This window comes from Telluria sp. RT2P19 (genome assembly GCF_059685725.1).
The window spans coordinates 137905-153427 of sequence record NZ_JCASIL010000015.1 but is presented as its reverse complement, the minus strand read 5'-3'; the positions used below and the strand labels follow the sequence as shown (position 1 = coordinate 153427).

General features: G+C 66.2%; 10 protein-coding genes and 1 tRNA gene. 8 read left to right on the top strand and 3 right to left on the bottom strand.

Annotated features, from left to right (window positions below):
* Nucleotides 1-135: 135 nt before the first annotated feature.
* Nucleotides 136-3024: a glycosyl hydrolase 115 family protein gene (locus AC56KW_RS18665; RefSeq protein WP_497172166.1), complete on the bottom strand. Its 2889-nt coding sequence runs from the start codon at nucleotides 3022-3024 to the stop codon at nucleotides 136-138.
* 198 nt (nucleotides 3025-3222) lie between these two features.
* On the opposite strand from AC56KW_RS18665, the gene AC56KW_RS18660 reads away from it, so the two are divergent.
* Both AC56KW_RS18660 and AC56KW_RS18655 read left to right on the top strand, forming a co-directional pair.
* On the top strand, nucleotides 3223-3432 hold the full coding sequence (locus tag AC56KW_RS18660; protein ID WP_292029917.1) for a hypothetical protein: 210 nt from the start codon (nucleotides 3223-3225) through the stop codon (nucleotides 3430-3432).
* Between the two features lies 1 nt (nucleotide 3433).
* Nucleotides 3434-4585, top strand: a complete 1152-nt coding sequence (locus tag AC56KW_RS18655; protein WP_497172165.1) for a methyltransferase — start codon at nucleotides 3434-3436, stop codon at nucleotides 4583-4585.
* An 83-nt stretch (nucleotides 4586-4668) separates the two neighbouring features.
* Here AC56KW_RS18655 and AC56KW_RS18650 read toward each other — a convergent pair whose 3' ends face one another.
* On the bottom strand, nucleotides 4669-7578 hold the full coding sequence (locus AC56KW_RS18650) for a glycosyl hydrolase 115 family protein (RefSeq protein WP_497172164.1): 2910 nt from the start codon (nucleotides 7576-7578) through the stop codon (nucleotides 4669-4671).
* A 533-nt stretch (nucleotides 7579-8111) separates the two neighbouring features.
* Between AC56KW_RS18650 and AC56KW_RS18645 the strand changes: the two genes are divergently transcribed.
* From AC56KW_RS18645 to AC56KW_RS18625, 5 genes are all read left to right on the top strand, one after another.
* Nucleotides 8112-8188: transfer RNA gene (locus tag AC56KW_RS18645), tRNA-Met, on the top strand.
* A 66-nt stretch (nucleotides 8189-8254) separates the two neighbouring features.
* Nucleotides 8255-8488, top strand: a complete 234-nt coding sequence (locus AC56KW_RS18640; RefSeq protein ID WP_497172163.1) for a hypothetical protein — start codon at nucleotides 8255-8257, stop codon at nucleotides 8486-8488.
* A gap of 28 nt (nucleotides 8489-8516) precedes the next feature.
* Nucleotides 8517-9926 carry an ATP-dependent RNA helicase DbpA gene (dbpA, locus tag AC56KW_RS18635; protein WP_497172162.1) on the top strand — a complete coding sequence of 470 codons (1410 nt, stop codon included), beginning with the start codon at nucleotides 8517-8519 and terminating at the stop codon, nucleotides 9924-9926.
* Between the two features lie 134 nt (nucleotides 9927-10060).
* On the top strand, nucleotides 10061-11290 hold the full coding sequence (locus AC56KW_RS18630) for a hypothetical protein (RefSeq protein ID WP_497172161.1): 1230 nt from the start codon (nucleotides 10061-10063) through the stop codon (nucleotides 11288-11290).
* Complete coding sequence (locus AC56KW_RS18625; protein WP_497172160.1) at nucleotides 11287-11766, top strand: TssQ family T6SS-associated lipoprotein; 480 nt, start codon at nucleotides 11287-11289, stop codon at nucleotides 11764-11766. Before AC56KW_RS18630 ends, AC56KW_RS18625 begins: the two co-directional genes overlap by 4 nt.
* A 9-nt stretch (nucleotides 11767-11775) precedes the next feature.
* On the opposite strand, the gene AC56KW_RS18620 is transcribed toward AC56KW_RS18625, so the two are convergent.
* Nucleotides 11776-13374, bottom strand: coding sequence for an amidase (locus AC56KW_RS18620; protein WP_497172159.1), 1599 nt, complete (start codon nucleotides 13372-13374; stop codon nucleotides 11776-11778).
* Nucleotides 13375-13549: 175 nt separating this feature from the next.
* Between AC56KW_RS18620 and ilvD the strand changes: the two genes are divergently transcribed.
* Nucleotides 13550-15412 carry a dihydroxy-acid dehydratase gene (gene ilvD / locus AC56KW_RS18615; protein WP_497172158.1) on the top strand — a complete coding sequence of 621 codons (1863 nt, stop codon included), beginning with the start codon at nucleotides 13550-13552 and terminating at the stop codon, nucleotides 15410-15412.
* The last annotated feature ends 111 nt before the right edge of the window (nucleotides 15413-15523 follow it).

Sequence of the window (15523 nt, the reverse complement as noted above, 5' to 3'; positions counted from 1 at the left end):
CTGCGGTACCAGGTAGGGTGGCCCAGTTGTCTGTCCACGCGTTCAACGCATGCAGCACAGTGGCAGAGCGCACTGGCGTTGAACGCGTGGGCGGGATACCCGCCCAGGCCACGATCCGTCAAGGTGACGGAATGGTTAGAGCCGCGGGCTTTGCTGCGGCCCCAGGTAACTCGGCTTCAGGCCGCCCGCATCGATCACCAGCTTCTGCACCACGAGGCCCGGATCGAGCGCCCAGAACTTCAGCACATGCTTGCCCGGCTTACCCAACTGGTGCCCGGTCGTGAACACCGCCGCGCCATCCGACACGATCTTTTCCCAGAACTTCTCCGACTCGTCCGCATGCACATTGACGATCTGCGGCGCCTCGTCGTCGATCGACACGGCGTAGCGGAAGCCGGCCCCCGGCTGGAATTTCAGGGTCGGGGCCAGCGTCACCTGCACTTTGACCGCACCGCTGCTGACTGTATTCACATCGTACTCGAGGCGCATGCCCTGTTTTACGTCCAGCGCCGCCGCGGTGACAGGCAAGGTCGTCACACCCGAATCGGTGCGGCCATGGCCCGGAATCCTGAGCCAGCTGCGGCCTTCCGGCGCCAGCGCACGCGCATAGTTGGCGGCCTCGATCGACACCACGCCGTCGGTCTCGACGAAGCCCTTGGCGCCTGCGGGAATGTCCGCACGACGCAGCGGCACATTGACCAGCACGCGCGACTCGTTCGGCCCGGTGATGGTCAGCACCGCCGGCTGCGGCTTGGCCGGCACCTTGTCCCAGCGTACATCGACGGTCACGCGCTGCTCGCCCGTCACCTTGCCGCTCGCCTGGCTCACCACCACCCAGGGTTGATTGGACTCGATACGGTATTCGAAGGGCGCGCTGCCGCGGTTGAAGATGTCGAGGTAGTGCGTTTTTCTAGCGTAGGGATCGAAGGTCGGCAAGTCCAGCGCCTTGAGGCCGTAGGCGCCCCAGGCCTTTACGCCGCCCTCGACCGCCACCGACATATTGGCCCCAGGTGGTACATCGACGCGGTGCACGGCCGGCAGCACGTTGGCGCGCGGCTGTTCCCAGTTGACGTAGCCGAAGCGGGTCTGCGACATCATGTGGTTCCACTTGCCGCCTTTGACCGCATGGTATTGGCGCGCCAGCTCGACGTCGTTCTTGTACAGGGCCTGCACACGCTCGGCCATGTCATTGGTGGTGGCGCGGAACTGGGTGGCGTAGTGGTGGTTCAGGCCCGCCGCCACATACAGCTCGTTCATATTGCTCGATGCCGCGACCGGATACTGCACCAGCTGGAAGAAGGCGTCGCGCTGTTCGGGCCGCAGTTTGCCGGCCACCTTGCGCGCGCGTTCGGCCAGCGCGGCGTAGTCGCGCGCAATGCGGCCGGCTTCATCGTAATTGAGCACGCTATAGGTGTTGGGCTCGAGCTGCTCGGGCTTGCGGCGGCCGTTGAAGCGCGTGTACTGCTCGACCAGGTCGGCGATTTCCACCGCATGCTCGGCGCCGAACTCGCGCGTCGCCCACAGGCGCAGGTATTCCGGCAGGCGCTCGGCCGGCCAGGCTTGCGGGTTCCAGGCATAGGTCAGGAAGAACTCGATCGGCACTTCCATCGGCTTCAGGTCGCCGACATTGACGATCCACATGCGCTTGGCGTCGTACTGCCAGGCCAGGTGCATCTGTTCCCAGATCTTCGGGATCGGCGTCACGTTCAGCCATTTATAGGAACGCGGGCCGCCCACGTAGTCGAAGTGGTAGTAGACGCCGGCGCCGCCCGGACGCGCGCGCTCTTCCGGCGTCGGCAGGCGGCGGATATTGGCCCAGTTGTCGTCGCACCACAGCAGCAGCACGTCGTCCGGCACCCGCATGCCCTTCTCGTAATAGCCCTGGACCTCCTTGTACAGCGCCCAGACCTGCGGCACTTCAGTGGCCGGCTTGCCGGTGTCCTTCTCGATCAGGGCGCGCTGGTCGCGCACGATTTTCTGCAGCAGGTCGACGTTGTCGTCCTCGGACATCGGCTCGTCGCCGTCGCCACGCATGCCCAGCGTGATCACCCGGTCCTGGCCGTGCGAGTTGCGCAGGCCCTGCTTCCAGAACTCCTGCAGCACGCCGGCGTTGCGGCTATAGTCCCACGGGCCCTTGCCGAAACGGGCCCACTCGTCATGCGCGCGCATCATCGGCTCGTGGTGCGAGGTGCCCATGATGATGCCCATCTCGTGGGCCAGGCGGCCGTTCTCGGGGTCGTCGGCATAGAAAGCCGTGGGCGGCCACATCGCCGGCCACAGGTAGTTGCCGCGCAGGCGCAGGATCAGCTCGAACACCTTTTCGTAGAACTTGTGGTTGAAGCCGCCGTACTTTTCCTTGGCCCAGTTGGTCAGGGCCGGGGCCTCGTCGTTCAGGAAGATGCCGCGGTACTGCACCGCCGGCGCATCGCTGACCTTGGTGTCGAGGGCAACGGCCAGCGTGTCCCGGCGCGCCGGGACCACGTCGGCCCACCACTTCCAGGGCGACACGCCCATCTGCTCCGACAGTGTATAGACGCCGAAGATGGCGCCGCGGCGGTCGCTGCCGGCCACCACCAGCGCGCGCGCCACGCCCGGCATCGGGTTGCTCACCGCCTGGATCAGGAAGCCTTCCCACTTGCCGCGCAGGCCGGCGACGTCGATCTTGCCTTGCGCCGCCAGGCGGTCGACCAGGGCGCTCTGGCCGAGGGTGCCGACGATGACGACGCTGTCGGCCTTGCTGCCGGCGGCATCGGCCGCGTGCGTCAAGGCCGGCTTGGCGCCGCTGACCAGCGCGATGTCGCCCTGCAGGTCGGCGACGGCGCGCCGTACGCCCGCATCATCCTTCGGATCCACCAGCAACGGCGCGGCGCGGCCCTTCTGCGCCAGCACCACGGCGTTCGGGCCGGCCTCGAAGCGCACGATCTGGCGCTCGCCGAGCGCCCAGGCCGATGGCGCGGCCAGGACCGCGCATAGCGCCGTCAATGGCGCAAGCGCGCGCCGGAACAGCTTCATTGTCATTGTCATGGGCTTTCTTGTCTCCAGAGTTGTTATGTGCATCGCAGGCTGTAATAACACTCTATAACATTTTGTGTTAGCGCGATCATTCGAGTATAGGTTTGACGATTCTTTCCTGTCAATTCCTGTCTCGCAAGACCCGGGGCCGGGCGATCGTGGCGCTCCGTGTAAAATGCCCCCTTCCCCATCAACCAATACGCTGCAACCATGAAGCCTGCCCGCATCCTGACCTTCAAGTGCGCCAAATGCACGAAGCCGGTCAAAGTCTTCCTCCAGAAAGTGTCCGCCTGCTCGCACATCCAGCCCTACCAGGGCATCTGCGCGTGCGGCGAAGTGAAGCGTCATGCGACCGGCAGCCCGGACGCGGTCAAGGGCTATCTCGAATCGACCGACGGCAACTGGCACCACCATCACTGATATGACGACGCGGATCGAATGGCAGGAAGGCGGCGAAACCCGCTCGGCGCTGTGGCGCTCGGAGAGCGGCTGGCCGGCGCCGAAGAAAGTGGCGCTGGCCGACGACACCATGAGCGCCGATGCTGCCTATCGCCTCGCGCTCGACGGCACCGCCCTGCTCTGGCGCGGTGACTTCCAGAATGCGCGCCAGCTGCTGCAGGCGCTGGTGCGCCGTATCGAGCACAAGGGCGAGCGCGGCCGCCGCGCCAAGCCCAAGGCGCCCGCCACGCCGACGGAGGCATTTCACCGCCATCGCCTGAGCCAGCTCCAGCGCGCCCGCACACTGGCGATGCTCCTGATCCCGTTCGACGCCGACCACGGGATCCCCCTGCGGCGCGCGCCCGATGCGCGCCTGGCCTGCCTGGAAGCGTATGGCCCATCGCCTGAGCCCTATCTTGCTTCGCTGCGCGAGTTGCTGGGCGTGATCGGCGCCCACGAGTGGCGTCGCAAAGGCGTGATGGTGCCGCCGCTCGACGACCGGATCCACCCCTGGTATGGCGTGTTCTCGCCGGTGCGCGGCGAATACGTCGAACTGGTGGCGCAGGCGCCGCTGCCGGCCGGCGCCAGGCTGGCCTTCGATATCGGCGCCGGCACCGGCGTGCTGTCCGCCGTGCTGGCGCGGCGCGGCATGCGGGTGGTCGCCACGGATATGGATGCGCGCGCGCTCGGTTGCGCACGCGAGAATATCGCCCGGCTTGGCCTGGCGTCGCAGGTCGACGTCGTCCAGGCCGACCTGTTCCCCGAGGGCCGCGCGCCGCTGGTGGTGTGCAATCCGCCCTGGCTGCCGGGTAAGCCGAGTTCGGCCATCGAGTACGCGATCTACGATCCGGACAGCCGTATGCTGCGTGGTTTCCTCGACGGCCTGGCCGCGCATCTGGAACCGGGCGGCGAAGGCTGGCTGGTCATGTCGGATTTCGCCGAGCACCTGGGCCTGCGCAGCCGCGAGCAGCTGCTGGGCTGGATCGCGGATGCAGGGCTGGAAGTTTGTGCCCGCCACGATACGCGCCCGGTCCACGCGCGTGCGAACGACCCGGACGATCCGCTGCATGCGGCGCGTTCCCGCGAAGTAACCTCGCTCTGGCGCTTGCAGCTGGCCAGTCCGCGCTCCGCCTGACCAAGCGGCGCCCGCGTGCGCCCCGGCCGCGGGGAAGGTGGGCGGCATGCCGATGACCGCCGCCCTTTCGTGCCTGACAGCGGCTACCGGGTCGCCCTGGCTGGCGCAGCAGTCTGGATATACGGGCTTTCCGGTGGGCCGAGATAACTCGGCTGCAGCCCGCCGGCATTGATGACCAGCCGTTGCAACACGATCGCCGGATCGAGCACCCAGAACTTCACGGTATGGCGACCGGGCCGCGTGATCGTGTGCCTGGTACTGAACGTCGCCACCCCATCCGACACCAGCTTGCGCCAGTATTGTTCGGACTCGTCCGCGTGCATATTGACCTCCTGCGGCGGGGCGTCGTCGATCGATACGGCAAACCGGAATCCTTTCCCGGACTGGAACTTCAGTGTCGGGCTCAGCACCGTCCGCAGTTCGATTTCGCCTGTGGTAAACAGATTGACGTCATACTCCAGCTTCATGCCATCCTTGAGCGACAAGGCGGCCGCAGTCGATGGCGTCGTCGTCATTCCCGACAGGGTGTGGCCATGATCGGGAATCCTCAGCCATTGCCGGCCTGCAGGGGCTGACGCCCGGCTGTAACGTTCGGCTTCAATGGCGACCACCCCCTGGGTCTCCGCATACCCGTTGATCGATGCCATCGCGCTATCGGCAAGCTTATGCACCGGGACCTTGATGACGACTTTTGCCTTCGCCGGACCGTTCACCGTCAGTTGCGCCTGCGTGGTGCCCACCGGTACTGCAGTCCAATCGACGTCGACGATGACGCGCCGTTCCTTGTCCACGCTGCCAGCCTTCGCGTCCAGGCGAATCCATGGGTGGCTGGTCTCGATCGAATAGCTGAAGGGTTCGCTGCTACGGTTGAACAGTTCGACGTAGCGCGCCTGCTTCTGGAATGCGTCGAGCGTCGGCAACACCAGTTCGCGGATCGGAAATACCGGCCAGGCGACTGGATCGCCTTGCACGGCAATGCCCATCTGGTCGGAAGGATGGATACCGTTCGGCGCCGCCAGTTCGCCGTTCGTCGGCAACCTCAGTTCGGACACGGCCGGCATGACATCCCGATAAGGCTGGTCCCACCTGTAATAGCCGAAACGGGGTTGGGACATCATGTGACTCCACTTCCCCTGCTTGATCCCGTCCTGGTAATGGCGTGCCAGTTCGGCGTCGCGCTGGAACAGCGTGCGTACCCTGGCCGCCAGATCATTCGTGGTCACTCGCCCCTGACGGGCATACAACTGGTTGCGGCCAGCCGATACGTGCATCTCAAGCGCATTCGCCGAAGCGAGCACTGGATACTCGACAAGCTGGAAATAGGCGTCATGCATCGACGCGGGGAGCGCGCGTTTCAGGCGCTGCGCTTCATCGGCGAGCGCATTGAACTCCGCGACGACGCGCTCGGCCTCGTCATAGCTCGTGAGGCTATAGGTATCTGGCTCGACCTGCTCAGGCTTGCGGCGAGCGTTGTAGCGCGTGTAGCGATCGACGATCGAGGCGATCTGCTGCGCGTGCGCTGCCCCGAATTCGCGACCAGCCCAGCTGCGCAGATATTCCGGAAGCCGTTCGGCCGGCCAGGCCGACGGATTCCACGCATACGTCAGGAAGAATTCGGTCGGCACCTCCATCGGCTTCAGGTCACCGACGTTGACGACCCACAAGCGGTTAGCCCCGAATTCGTTGGCCAGGTTCATCTGCTCCCAGATCTTGCTGATCTGTATGACATTCAGCCACTTGTAGGAGCGCGGCACGCCGACATAGTCGAAGTGGTAGTACACACCGGCGCCGCCGCTGCGCTTGCGCTCTTCTTCAGTCGGCAAGCGGCGAATATTTCCGAAATTGTCATCACACCACAGCAGCAGCATGTCGTCAGGCACGCGCATGCCTTTCTCGTAGTATTCCTGCACTTCCTTGTACAGCGCCCAAAGCTGCGGGACTTTCTCCGGCGCCTGTCCAACCTCAGTGCGGATCAATTCGCGCTGATCCTTGACGATTCGCTCGAGCAGGGAGACGTTCGCATTCTCGGACATCGGTTCGTCGCCGTCGCCGCGCATTCCCATCGTGATCACTTTGTCGTAATCGCGGGTATTACGCATGCCCTGGGCCCAGAATTCACGCAAGGTCGCGCCATTGCGCTCGTAGTCCCATGCGCCCTTGCCGTAGCGATGCCATTCCTGCTGCGCGCGCATCATCGGCTCGTGATGCGACGTCCCCATCACAATGCCCATCATATCGGCCAGCTTGCCATTTTCCTTGTCGTCGTCGTAGAACGCCGAGTACCACATGGCGGGCCACAGGAAATTGGCACGCATCCGCAGCATCAGCTCGAACAACTTTTCATGGAACTCGCGATTGAACCCGCCAAACTGCTTCTTGGCCCAATTCGTCAGTGCTGGCGCCTCGTCATTCAAGAAAATGCCGCGATACTGGACGGCCGGCTTTTCCATGACACGGGTGGTCATCGGGACGTTGATCACCTTGTTTTGTACGATCGGGACGTCGGCCCACCAATACCAGGGCGAAACGCCGATCTGTTCGGAGACGGTATAAGTGCCAAAGATGGTACCGCGCTTGTCGCTGCCGACAACGACCAGCGCACGCTTGATCCCGGGCGTGGGATTGGCGACGGCCTGGATCACGAAGCCCTCCCATTGCCCCGCCAACCCTCGGGCGTCGACCTTCCCCTCGGCGACCAGCTGGTCGACCAGCGCGTGCCGGCCCAAGGTCCCGATAATGATGGCGTCGTCGGAGTGAATGGCATTGCCGACCTTCCACTGGGGCTCCTTGCCGCTCACGCCAAGGATGTCACGCTGCAGGTCACGCGCCGCCCGCACCACCCCGGGAAATTCGTCAGGACCAATGACGATAGGCGCCGCACCACGCGTGCCACTCAGCGCCACTCCGTCGCTTGCGCTGAACTCGACGAACTTCGGGGTGCCCAGCGCGGATACCTGCGATGACCAGATCGAGCATACGATGACAATCGACATCCGCGCAGCGGCGCGGGCACTTCGCCAGCCCGGCAACCGCAAGCACCCGGGAACTGCACTTCCAATCCATGTGGTCGCCCCCCCTAGCAATGTCACTGTCGCCTCCTATGCTCCGTCACCGGAATGTTATATAACATTATTTATTATGATTTATGTTAGCGAAACCATTTGAGTCTATTGGCATTGTTCAGCCAAGTCAAACCCTAGCCGGGTTTAATCAGTTGCCCACCCGAACGACCGCGGACGGTATGGTGCGCGCCGACGATGGCGCTTCTGGCCTGCAGGGCAAGAACGAAGAATGTGTGACCATGCCGCGTCCCGCACGACGGCGATTGGCCACGGCGGACGGACTGGGCGGCGCCCGGGAAGATGCCGCCGATCGACGGATGCGCATCGCAGCTCGCGCCAGCCGCGCTGCTACCAACGTGGCGGGCCATGTCTCTGCGGGTGGCGGCACAAGGCACAACGCCGGCCTTGCGCGGCGGCCGTTGATTGCAATTGCGCTGCGGACGCGCTATACTATCGTTCTCAGACGCGGGGTGGAGCAGTCTGGCAGCTCGTCGGGCTCATAACCCGAAGGTCACAGGTTCAAATCCTGTCCCCGCAACCAAATTCGATACGAAAGCCCGACTCAACGAGCCGGGCTTTTGTTTTCTGCGGCAACAAAAGGCAGAGAATGAGAGACAAGAAAGACAACGCAACGTTCGACCTGCCGGGCTTCGAGCCGGCGGCGCCGCTCGTTCCAGTTGTTGAGCCGAAACGCACCGGCCCTCGTCCGCGCCGCATCGCGCTCAAGCAAGAGCAGCTTCACCTGCTCGAAGAAACCGACACCACCGGCCTGCCCGTCTGGCAGCGCGACGATAAACTCGACCTGACCGGCCTGCCGGTCTGGGCGCCCGATCCCGAATAGCCCGGCCTTGCCGGCTGGAGGCTTTGCCATGCAATCCGATTCCTTCACCGCGCTGTCCCTCGCACCGCGCTTTCTCGCCAACCTCGCCACGCTGGGTTATCACCACATGACCCAGGTGCAGGCCGAGACCTTGCCATCGCTATTGGCGGGACGCGACCTGATCGCCCAGGCCAAGACCGGCAGCGGCAAGACCGCGGCCTTCGGCATCGGCATCCTGAACAAGCTCAATCCGGCCTGGTTCGCGGTGCAGGGCCTGGTACTGTGCCCGACGCGCGAACTGGCCGACCAGGTCGCGGGCGAATTGCGCCGGCTGGCGCGCGGCGTCGGCAACGTCAAGATCCTGACGCTGACCGGCGGCGTGTCGATGCGTCCGCAAATCGCCTCGCTCGAACACGGCGCCCACATCGTCGTCGGCACCCCGGGTCGCATCCGCGACCACCTGGGCCGCGCCACGCTCGACCTGTCGAAGGTGCAGACGCTGGTGCTGGACGAAGCCGACCGCATGACCGACATGGGTTTCTATGACGAGATCGCGGGCATCGTGTCGGCCACGCCGATCCATCGCCAGACCCTGCTGTTCTCGGCGACCTACCCGGACGATATCCGCTTCGCCACCGCCGGCTTCCTGCGCGACCCGCTCGAAGTGACGGTCGAAGGCCGGCACAGCCTCGAGGCGATCGACCAGCGCTTCTACGAGATCGGCTTCGAGGGCCGCGATGAAGCGGTAGGCCGCCTGCTCAAGCACCACCGGCCGGTATCGGCCCTCGCCTTCTGCAATACCAAGGCGCGCTGCCGCGAGCTGGCCGACAGCCTGCAGGCGCAGGGCTTTTCGGCGCTGGCGCTGTACGGCGAACTCGAACAGCAGGAACGCGACGAAATCCTGGTGCTGTTCTCCAACCGCAGCTGCTCGGTGCTGGTGGCGACCGACGTCGCCGCGCGCGGCCTCGACATCGCCGACCTCGATACCGTGATCAACGTCGACGTCTCGCGCGACCCCGAGGTCCACGTGCACCGCGTCGGCCGCACCGGCCGCGCAGGCGCGAGCGGCATGGCGCACACGCTGGTGGCGCCGAACGAAAAGAAATGGGTCCGCCTGGTCGAGGAATACCAGAACCAGGAAGCGATCTGGGAAAGCCTGGACACCCTGGGCGAGCACCAGGAACCGGCCGCACCGGCGCCGATGGTGACGCTCGCGATCGCCGGCGGCAAGAAAGCCAAGCTGCGTCCGGGCGACCTGCTGGGCGCGCTGACCGGCGACGCCGGACTGACCCGCGAACAGGTCGGGAAGATCAATATCGGCGAATTCAACAGCTACGTGGCGCTCGAGCGCGGTGTGGCCGAGGCGGCGGTCGCACGCCTGGGCCAGGGCGACGCGCCGGGACCGGGTTTCGGCGCCATCAAGGGCCGCTGGTTCAAGATGCGTTTCGTCGAGATCTGACGGTTTTCCCCGGCTGTCGCGGCGGTATCGGCGCGCACGGTTGAGCGGTATAGCAACATCCTTGGCGCAATTCTGGCATTATTTGCAATAAATAAACATTCACCGGACGCTACCCGAGCGTCCGGCACGATGCCATGATGACCCCTGACTCCGCAGCACAGCAGCTCGACGGCCGCACGGTCCGCGAGATCGTCGAGCACAACCACGAGATGGTCAGTGAAGCCTGGTGCCGGCGCATCGTCCGCCAGGTGCTGCAATCGCTCGAGGTGCAATACGGCATGCGCATGCCGCACCGCGTGATCACGCCCGACACCCTGCTCATCCTCGACTCGGGCGATCCGATGCTGTTGCCCAGCTCGGACCAGGAACCGGATCCCGACCTGCTGCCCGAGATCGAAGCACGCGACGTGCATGACCTGGCGGCGGTGGTGCATTACGCGGTCACGCTCGACCTGGCGCCCACGACGCCGCTGCGTGGGCGCCCATTGGGCGATTACAGCGAAGGCTTCATCAACGCCATCGACCGCTGCCTGGCGCCCGACCCGGCGGCGCGCCCGCACACCATCGAACGCATGCGCGACCTGCTTGGCATCGCGGTGCTCGGCCCGCCATCCGCGGCGCCACCGCTGTCCGACGAGGCGATGACGCGGGCCGCCGGCGCCGAGGATGCGCCGCGCGCGGCGCCAACGGCGGCGGCAATGGCTGCAACGGCAGAGCCAATGGCTGCGCCTTCGCGCGCGCCGGTGCACGTGCCACGAACCCGCTCGGCTCCGGAACCGTCGGCGCCCCTCTCGGCTCCCGCGCGACCGCAGCGCTGGCTGTTGATCGGCCTGGTCGCGCTGGTGGCAGCGGCCGCGCTGGCGGCCCTGTTCGCGCTGCTGCGCCCGGCCGAGTCGAGCGACACGCTGGCCTTGACGGCGCCGACGGCGGTCGAGGATTCGCTCGCAGATCCTCATCATGCGCCGGAGCCGCCGCCGCTGGTGACGCTGCCGCAGGACCCGCCGGCCCGGTTGCAAGGCCCGGTGATCGACGAATCGCCGACCGGCGCGCCTGCTCCGCCCCCGCCTGCGCCCGATGTCGTGGTCCCGCCCACCGCCGTGCAGCTCGCGCCACAGGGCACGCCGCCCGAAGCGGCTGTCGCCGGCACCACCTATACCCTGTCGGTCAAGCCCTGGGGCACCATCATCGTCGACGGCGTCGACCGCGGCGCTACCCCGCCGCTCAGGCACATCACGCTGCCGCCGGGCGAGCACACGATCCGCATCGTCAACCCGAGCTTCCCGGAACACAGCGTGACGGTGCAGTCGACCGAAGGCCATGAAGGTGCGATCGAACTTGATTTTACCGAGGAGGCAACGCAATGAATAAAGGATACCTGGGCCGCGCCGGGATGGTGGCGCTGGCGGCACTGGCCATGGCGGGCTGCACCCAGTTCGGCCCCATGCTGGGCGGCCAGGAAAAAGCGCGTCCCCATCCACGCGCCGACGGCGCCAAGCCGCGCGCCCAGCGCGTGCAGGCCAGCCGTCCCGCCGCGCCGGCCGCGAACCGCGACGACGTGGCCCTGCGCGAAGGCATCGCCATGTACGACAAGGGCAACTTCAACGGCGCGATCCGGCGGCTGACCAGCAGCGACATGGACAGCGCCGGCCAGCGCGAACGACTGACCGCCTTCAAGTACACCGCCTTCAGCTATTGCGTCACCGGCCGGCAGGCGCTGTGCCGCCAGAGCTTCGACCGCGCCTTCAAGCTCGATCCATCGTTCGACCTCGGCCCGGGCGAGCATGGCCATCCGCAGTGGGGCCCCGTGTTCGCGCAGGCCAAGCAGGCGGCGACGCGCTAGACCTCGACGCTAGAGCCGAATCTGCGCCGCATAGGTCGGCGCACGGCGGCGCCGGCCGGCCTGCTCATAGGCATAGGCCATGGCGATCAGCGCCGGCTCGCTCCAGGCCTTTCCCACGAAGGACAGCCCGACCGGCAGTCCATGGAGCAGGCCGGCCGGCACCGTGACGTGCGGGTAGCCGGCCACCGCCGCCGGCGACGAAAAGCTGCTGCCGTAATGGTCGCCATTGATGTAGTCGGTGAGCCAGGCGGGGCCGCCGGTCGGCGCCACCAGGGCGTCGAGCTTCTGGTCGCGCATCACCTGGTCGATCCCCTTGTCGCGCGCATAGCGGCGGTTGTTGGCCAGCGCCTTCACGTAGTCGCGCGCTTCCAGGCCGCCCTTGGACTGGGCCGCGATCAGGTACTCCTGGCCGAAGTACGGCATCTCGCGCCTGGCGTTGCGCACGTTGAAGTCGATGATGTCGGCCATGGTCTTGACCGGCGCATGCGGCGCATAGGCGGCCAGCCAGGCCTCGAGGCCGGGCCGGAACTCGTGCAGCAGCACGGTCAGCTCGGTCTCGCCATACCTGCCGCTGTTGGGGATCGCGACATCGACCAGGATTGCGCCCTGCTCCTTCAGCAGGCTCAGCTCCTTCTCGATCAAGGCGTTGACGCCGTCGTTGGCGCCGAAGAAGTCGCGCGCCACGCCCAGGCGCTTGCCGCGCAAGCCGTCCTTACGCAGGAAGCTGGCGTAGTTTACGCGCGGGGCCTTGGCGGTGACGCCATCCTGCGGATCGGGACCGGACAACGCACCCAGCAGGAAGGCCGCGTCGGCTACGCCGCGCGCCATCGGGCCGGCCGTGTCCTGCGAATGCGCGATCGGGATGATGCCGGCGCGGCTGACCAGGCCCAGGGTCGGCTTGATGCCGACGATGCCGCAGCTGGCACTGGGCGAGACGATCGAACCGTCGGTCTCGGTGCCTACCGCCAGCGTGGCCAGGCTGGCCGCCATGGCCACCGCCGAGCCGGAACTCGAGCCGCTGGGATTGCGCTCGAGCGCATACGGGTTGCGGGTCTGGCCGCCGCGCGCGCTCCAGCCGCTGGTCGAGCGTACCGAGCGCATGTTCGCCCATTCCGACAGATTGGTCTTGCCGAGGATGACGGCGCCGGCGTTACGCAGGCGCGTCACCAGATGGGCGTCGCGCGCGGCGCGCACGCCGTCCAGCGCCAGCGAACCGGCCGTGGTGCACATCTTGTCGCCGGTGGCGATATTGTCCTTCAACAGCACGGGAATGCCGTGCAGCGGGCCGCGCAGCTTGCCGGCCTTGCGCTCGCGGTCGCGCTCGCGGGCAATCCCGAGGGCGTCGGGGTTCAGCTCGATCACCGCGCGCAGGCGCGGGCCGGCGCGGTCAACGGCCTCGATACGGGCCAGGTAGCGGGTGGCGAGCCCGTGCGCTGTCAGCTTGCGGGCGCGCATGGCCTGCTGCTGGACCTGCACGCCGGCTTCGAGCATGGCGTCCGGCGCGAATTTCACCGACGCCTTGTTGGCCGGCGCCGCGAGTGCCAGGCCGGGTGCTCCCGCGGCTACCCCGGCCGCCAATCCCAGTCGTACGAAATCCCTGCGCTGCATGCCCTGCCCACTCCGTCTATTACAAAACAGTAGCATAGCAGCACGACGGCAAGATACGTAGCACCTCTGTGATACGCTAGACCACTCACAGGGATTACCATCATATATTGGACAAATCCAGCCCCAGCCTTCACCCTGATGCCATCCTTGTTTTTCGACTTTGCTGGAGCGCCTCATGCCGACTTACCGTTCACACACCACCACCCAGGGTCGCAATATGGCCGGAGCCCGCGCGCTGTGGCGCGCCACCGGCATGAAGGATGGCGACTTCGACAAGCCGATCATCGCGGTCGTCAATTCCTTCACCCAGTTCGTGCCGGGCCACGTGCACCTGAAGGACCTGGGCCAGCTGGTCGCGCGCGAGATCGAGGCGTCCGGCGGCGTGGCCAAGGAATTCAACACCATCGCGGTCGACGATGGCATCGCGATGGGCCACGGCGGCATGCTGTATTCGCTGCCCTCGCGCGACCTGATCGCCGACTCGGTCGAGTACATGGTCAACGCCCACTGCGCCGACGCCATGGTGTGCATCTCGAACTGCGACAAGATCACGCCCGGCATGCTGATGGCCGCGATGCGCCTGAACATCCCGACCGTGTTCGTGTCGGGCGGCCCGATGGAGGCCGGCAAGGTGGTCAAGGTCGTCAACAACGAACGCAAGGTGATCAAGCTCGACCTGATCGACGCCATGATCAAGGCCGGCGACGCCAGCGTGTCCGACGCCGACGTGGCCGAAGTGGAACGCTCGGCCTGCCCGACCTGCGGTTCGTGTTCCGGCATGTTCACCGCCAACTCGATGAACTGCCTGACCGAGGCGCTCGGCCTGTCCCTGCCAGGCAACGGCACCATCGTCGCCACCCACGCCGACCGCAAGGAACTGTTCCTGCGCGCCGGGCGCCTGATCGTCGACGCGGCCAAGCGCCACTACGAAGGCGACGATTACTCGGTGCTGCCACGCTCGATCGCGACCAAGGCCGCGTTCGAGAACGCGATGGCGCTCGACGTGTCGATGGGCGGCTCGACCAATACCGTGCTGCACCTGCTGGCCGCCGCCCACGAGGCCGAGGTCGAATTCACGATGGCCGACATCGACCGCATCTCGCGCCTGGTGCCCTGCCTGTGCAAGGTGGCGCCGATGACCGACAAATTCCACATCGAAGACGTGCACCGCGCCGGCGGCATCCCCGCGATCCTGGGCGAACTGGCGCGCGCGGGCCTGCTCGATACTTCTCTGCCGACCGTGCACAGCCCCAGCATCGGCGCCGCGATCGACAAATACGACATCAAGCGCAGCGACGATCCCGAGGTGCACCGCTGGTTCCGCGCGGCGCCGGGCGGCGTGCCGACCCAGGTCGCGTTCTCGCAATCGGCGCGCTACGAACAGAACGACCTGGACCGCTCGACCGGCTGCATCCGCGACCGCGAGCACGCCTATTCGCAGGATGGCGGCCTGGCGGTCCTGTACGGGAATATCGCCGAGAAGGGCTGCATCGTGAAGACGGCCGGCGTGGACGAGAGCATCCTCAAGTTCTCGGGCAAGGCCCGCGTGTTCGAGAGCCAGGACGCGGCGGTCGAGGCGATCCTGGGCGATAGCGTGCATGCCGGCGACGTGGTCATCATCCGCTACGAAGGTCCGAAAGGCGGGCCAGGCATGCAAGAGATGCTGTACCCGACGTCGTACATCAAGTCGAAGGGTCTGGGCAAGGCGTGCGCGCTGTTTACCGACGGACGCTTCTCGGGCGGCTCGTCGGGGCTGGTGATCGGTCACGCCTCGCCGGAAGCGGCCGAAGGCGGCGCGATCGGGCTGGTGCAAGAAGGCGACCTGATCGACATCGATATCCCCGAGCGCACGATCAACCTGCGCGTGACGACCGAAGAACTGGCGCACCGTCGCGCGGCGATGGAAGCGCGCGGCATGGACGCCTGGCAGCCGGTGGACCGCGAGCGGTATGTGTCGCAGGCGCTGCAGGCGTATGCGGCGTTGACGACCTCGGCCGACCGTGGCGCGGTGCGGGATTTGTCACAGTTGCGGCGCTGAGCGGTAACGCATCACGGCGGGTGGGCGCCACGGCCGTCCACCCCGCGATCTATCCGTCCGATGCAAAAAAAAGGGCGCTGTTCGCGTTAGTTATGCGAACCTTTCCCATTC

Bases quoted from the DNA above. Each gene is read 5' to 3' on its own strand.
- AC56KW_RS18640 (WP_497172163.1), top strand. From the start codon at position 8,255: ATGAGAGACAAGAAAGACAACGCAACGTTCGACCTGCCGGGCTTCGAG.
- ilvD (WP_497172158.1), top strand. From the start codon at position 13,550: ATGCCGACTTACCGTTCACACACCACCACCCAGGGTCGCAATATGGCC.
- AC56KW_RS18630 (WP_497172161.1), top strand. From the start codon at position 10,061: ATGATGACCCCTGACTCCGCAGCACAGCAGCTCGACGGCCGCACGGTC.
- AC56KW_RS18625 (WP_497172160.1), top strand. From the start codon at position 11,287: ATGAATAAAGGATACCTGGGCCGCGCCGGGATGGTGGCGCTGGCGGCA.
- AC56KW_RS18650 (WP_497172164.1), bottom strand. From the start codon at position 7,578: ATGTCGATTGTCATCGTATGCTCGATCTGGTCATCGCAGGTATCCGCG.
- AC56KW_RS18665 (WP_497172166.1), bottom strand. From the start codon at position 3,024: ATGACAATGACAATGAAGCTGTTCCGGCGCGCGCTTGCGCCATTGACG.
- AC56KW_RS18620 (WP_497172159.1), bottom strand. From the start codon at position 13,374: ATGCAGCGCAGGGATTTCGTACGACTGGGATTGGCGGCCGGGGTAGCC.
- dbpA (WP_497172162.1), top strand. From the start codon at position 8,517: ATGCAATCCGATTCCTTCACCGCGCTGTCCCTCGCACCGCGCTTTCTC.
- AC56KW_RS18660 (WP_292029917.1), top strand. From the start codon at position 3,223: ATGAAGCCTGCCCGCATCCTGACCTTCAAGTGCGCCAAATGCACGAAG.
- AC56KW_RS18655 (WP_497172165.1), top strand. From the start codon at position 3,434: ATGACGACGCGGATCGAATGGCAGGAAGGCGGCGAAACCCGCTCGGCG.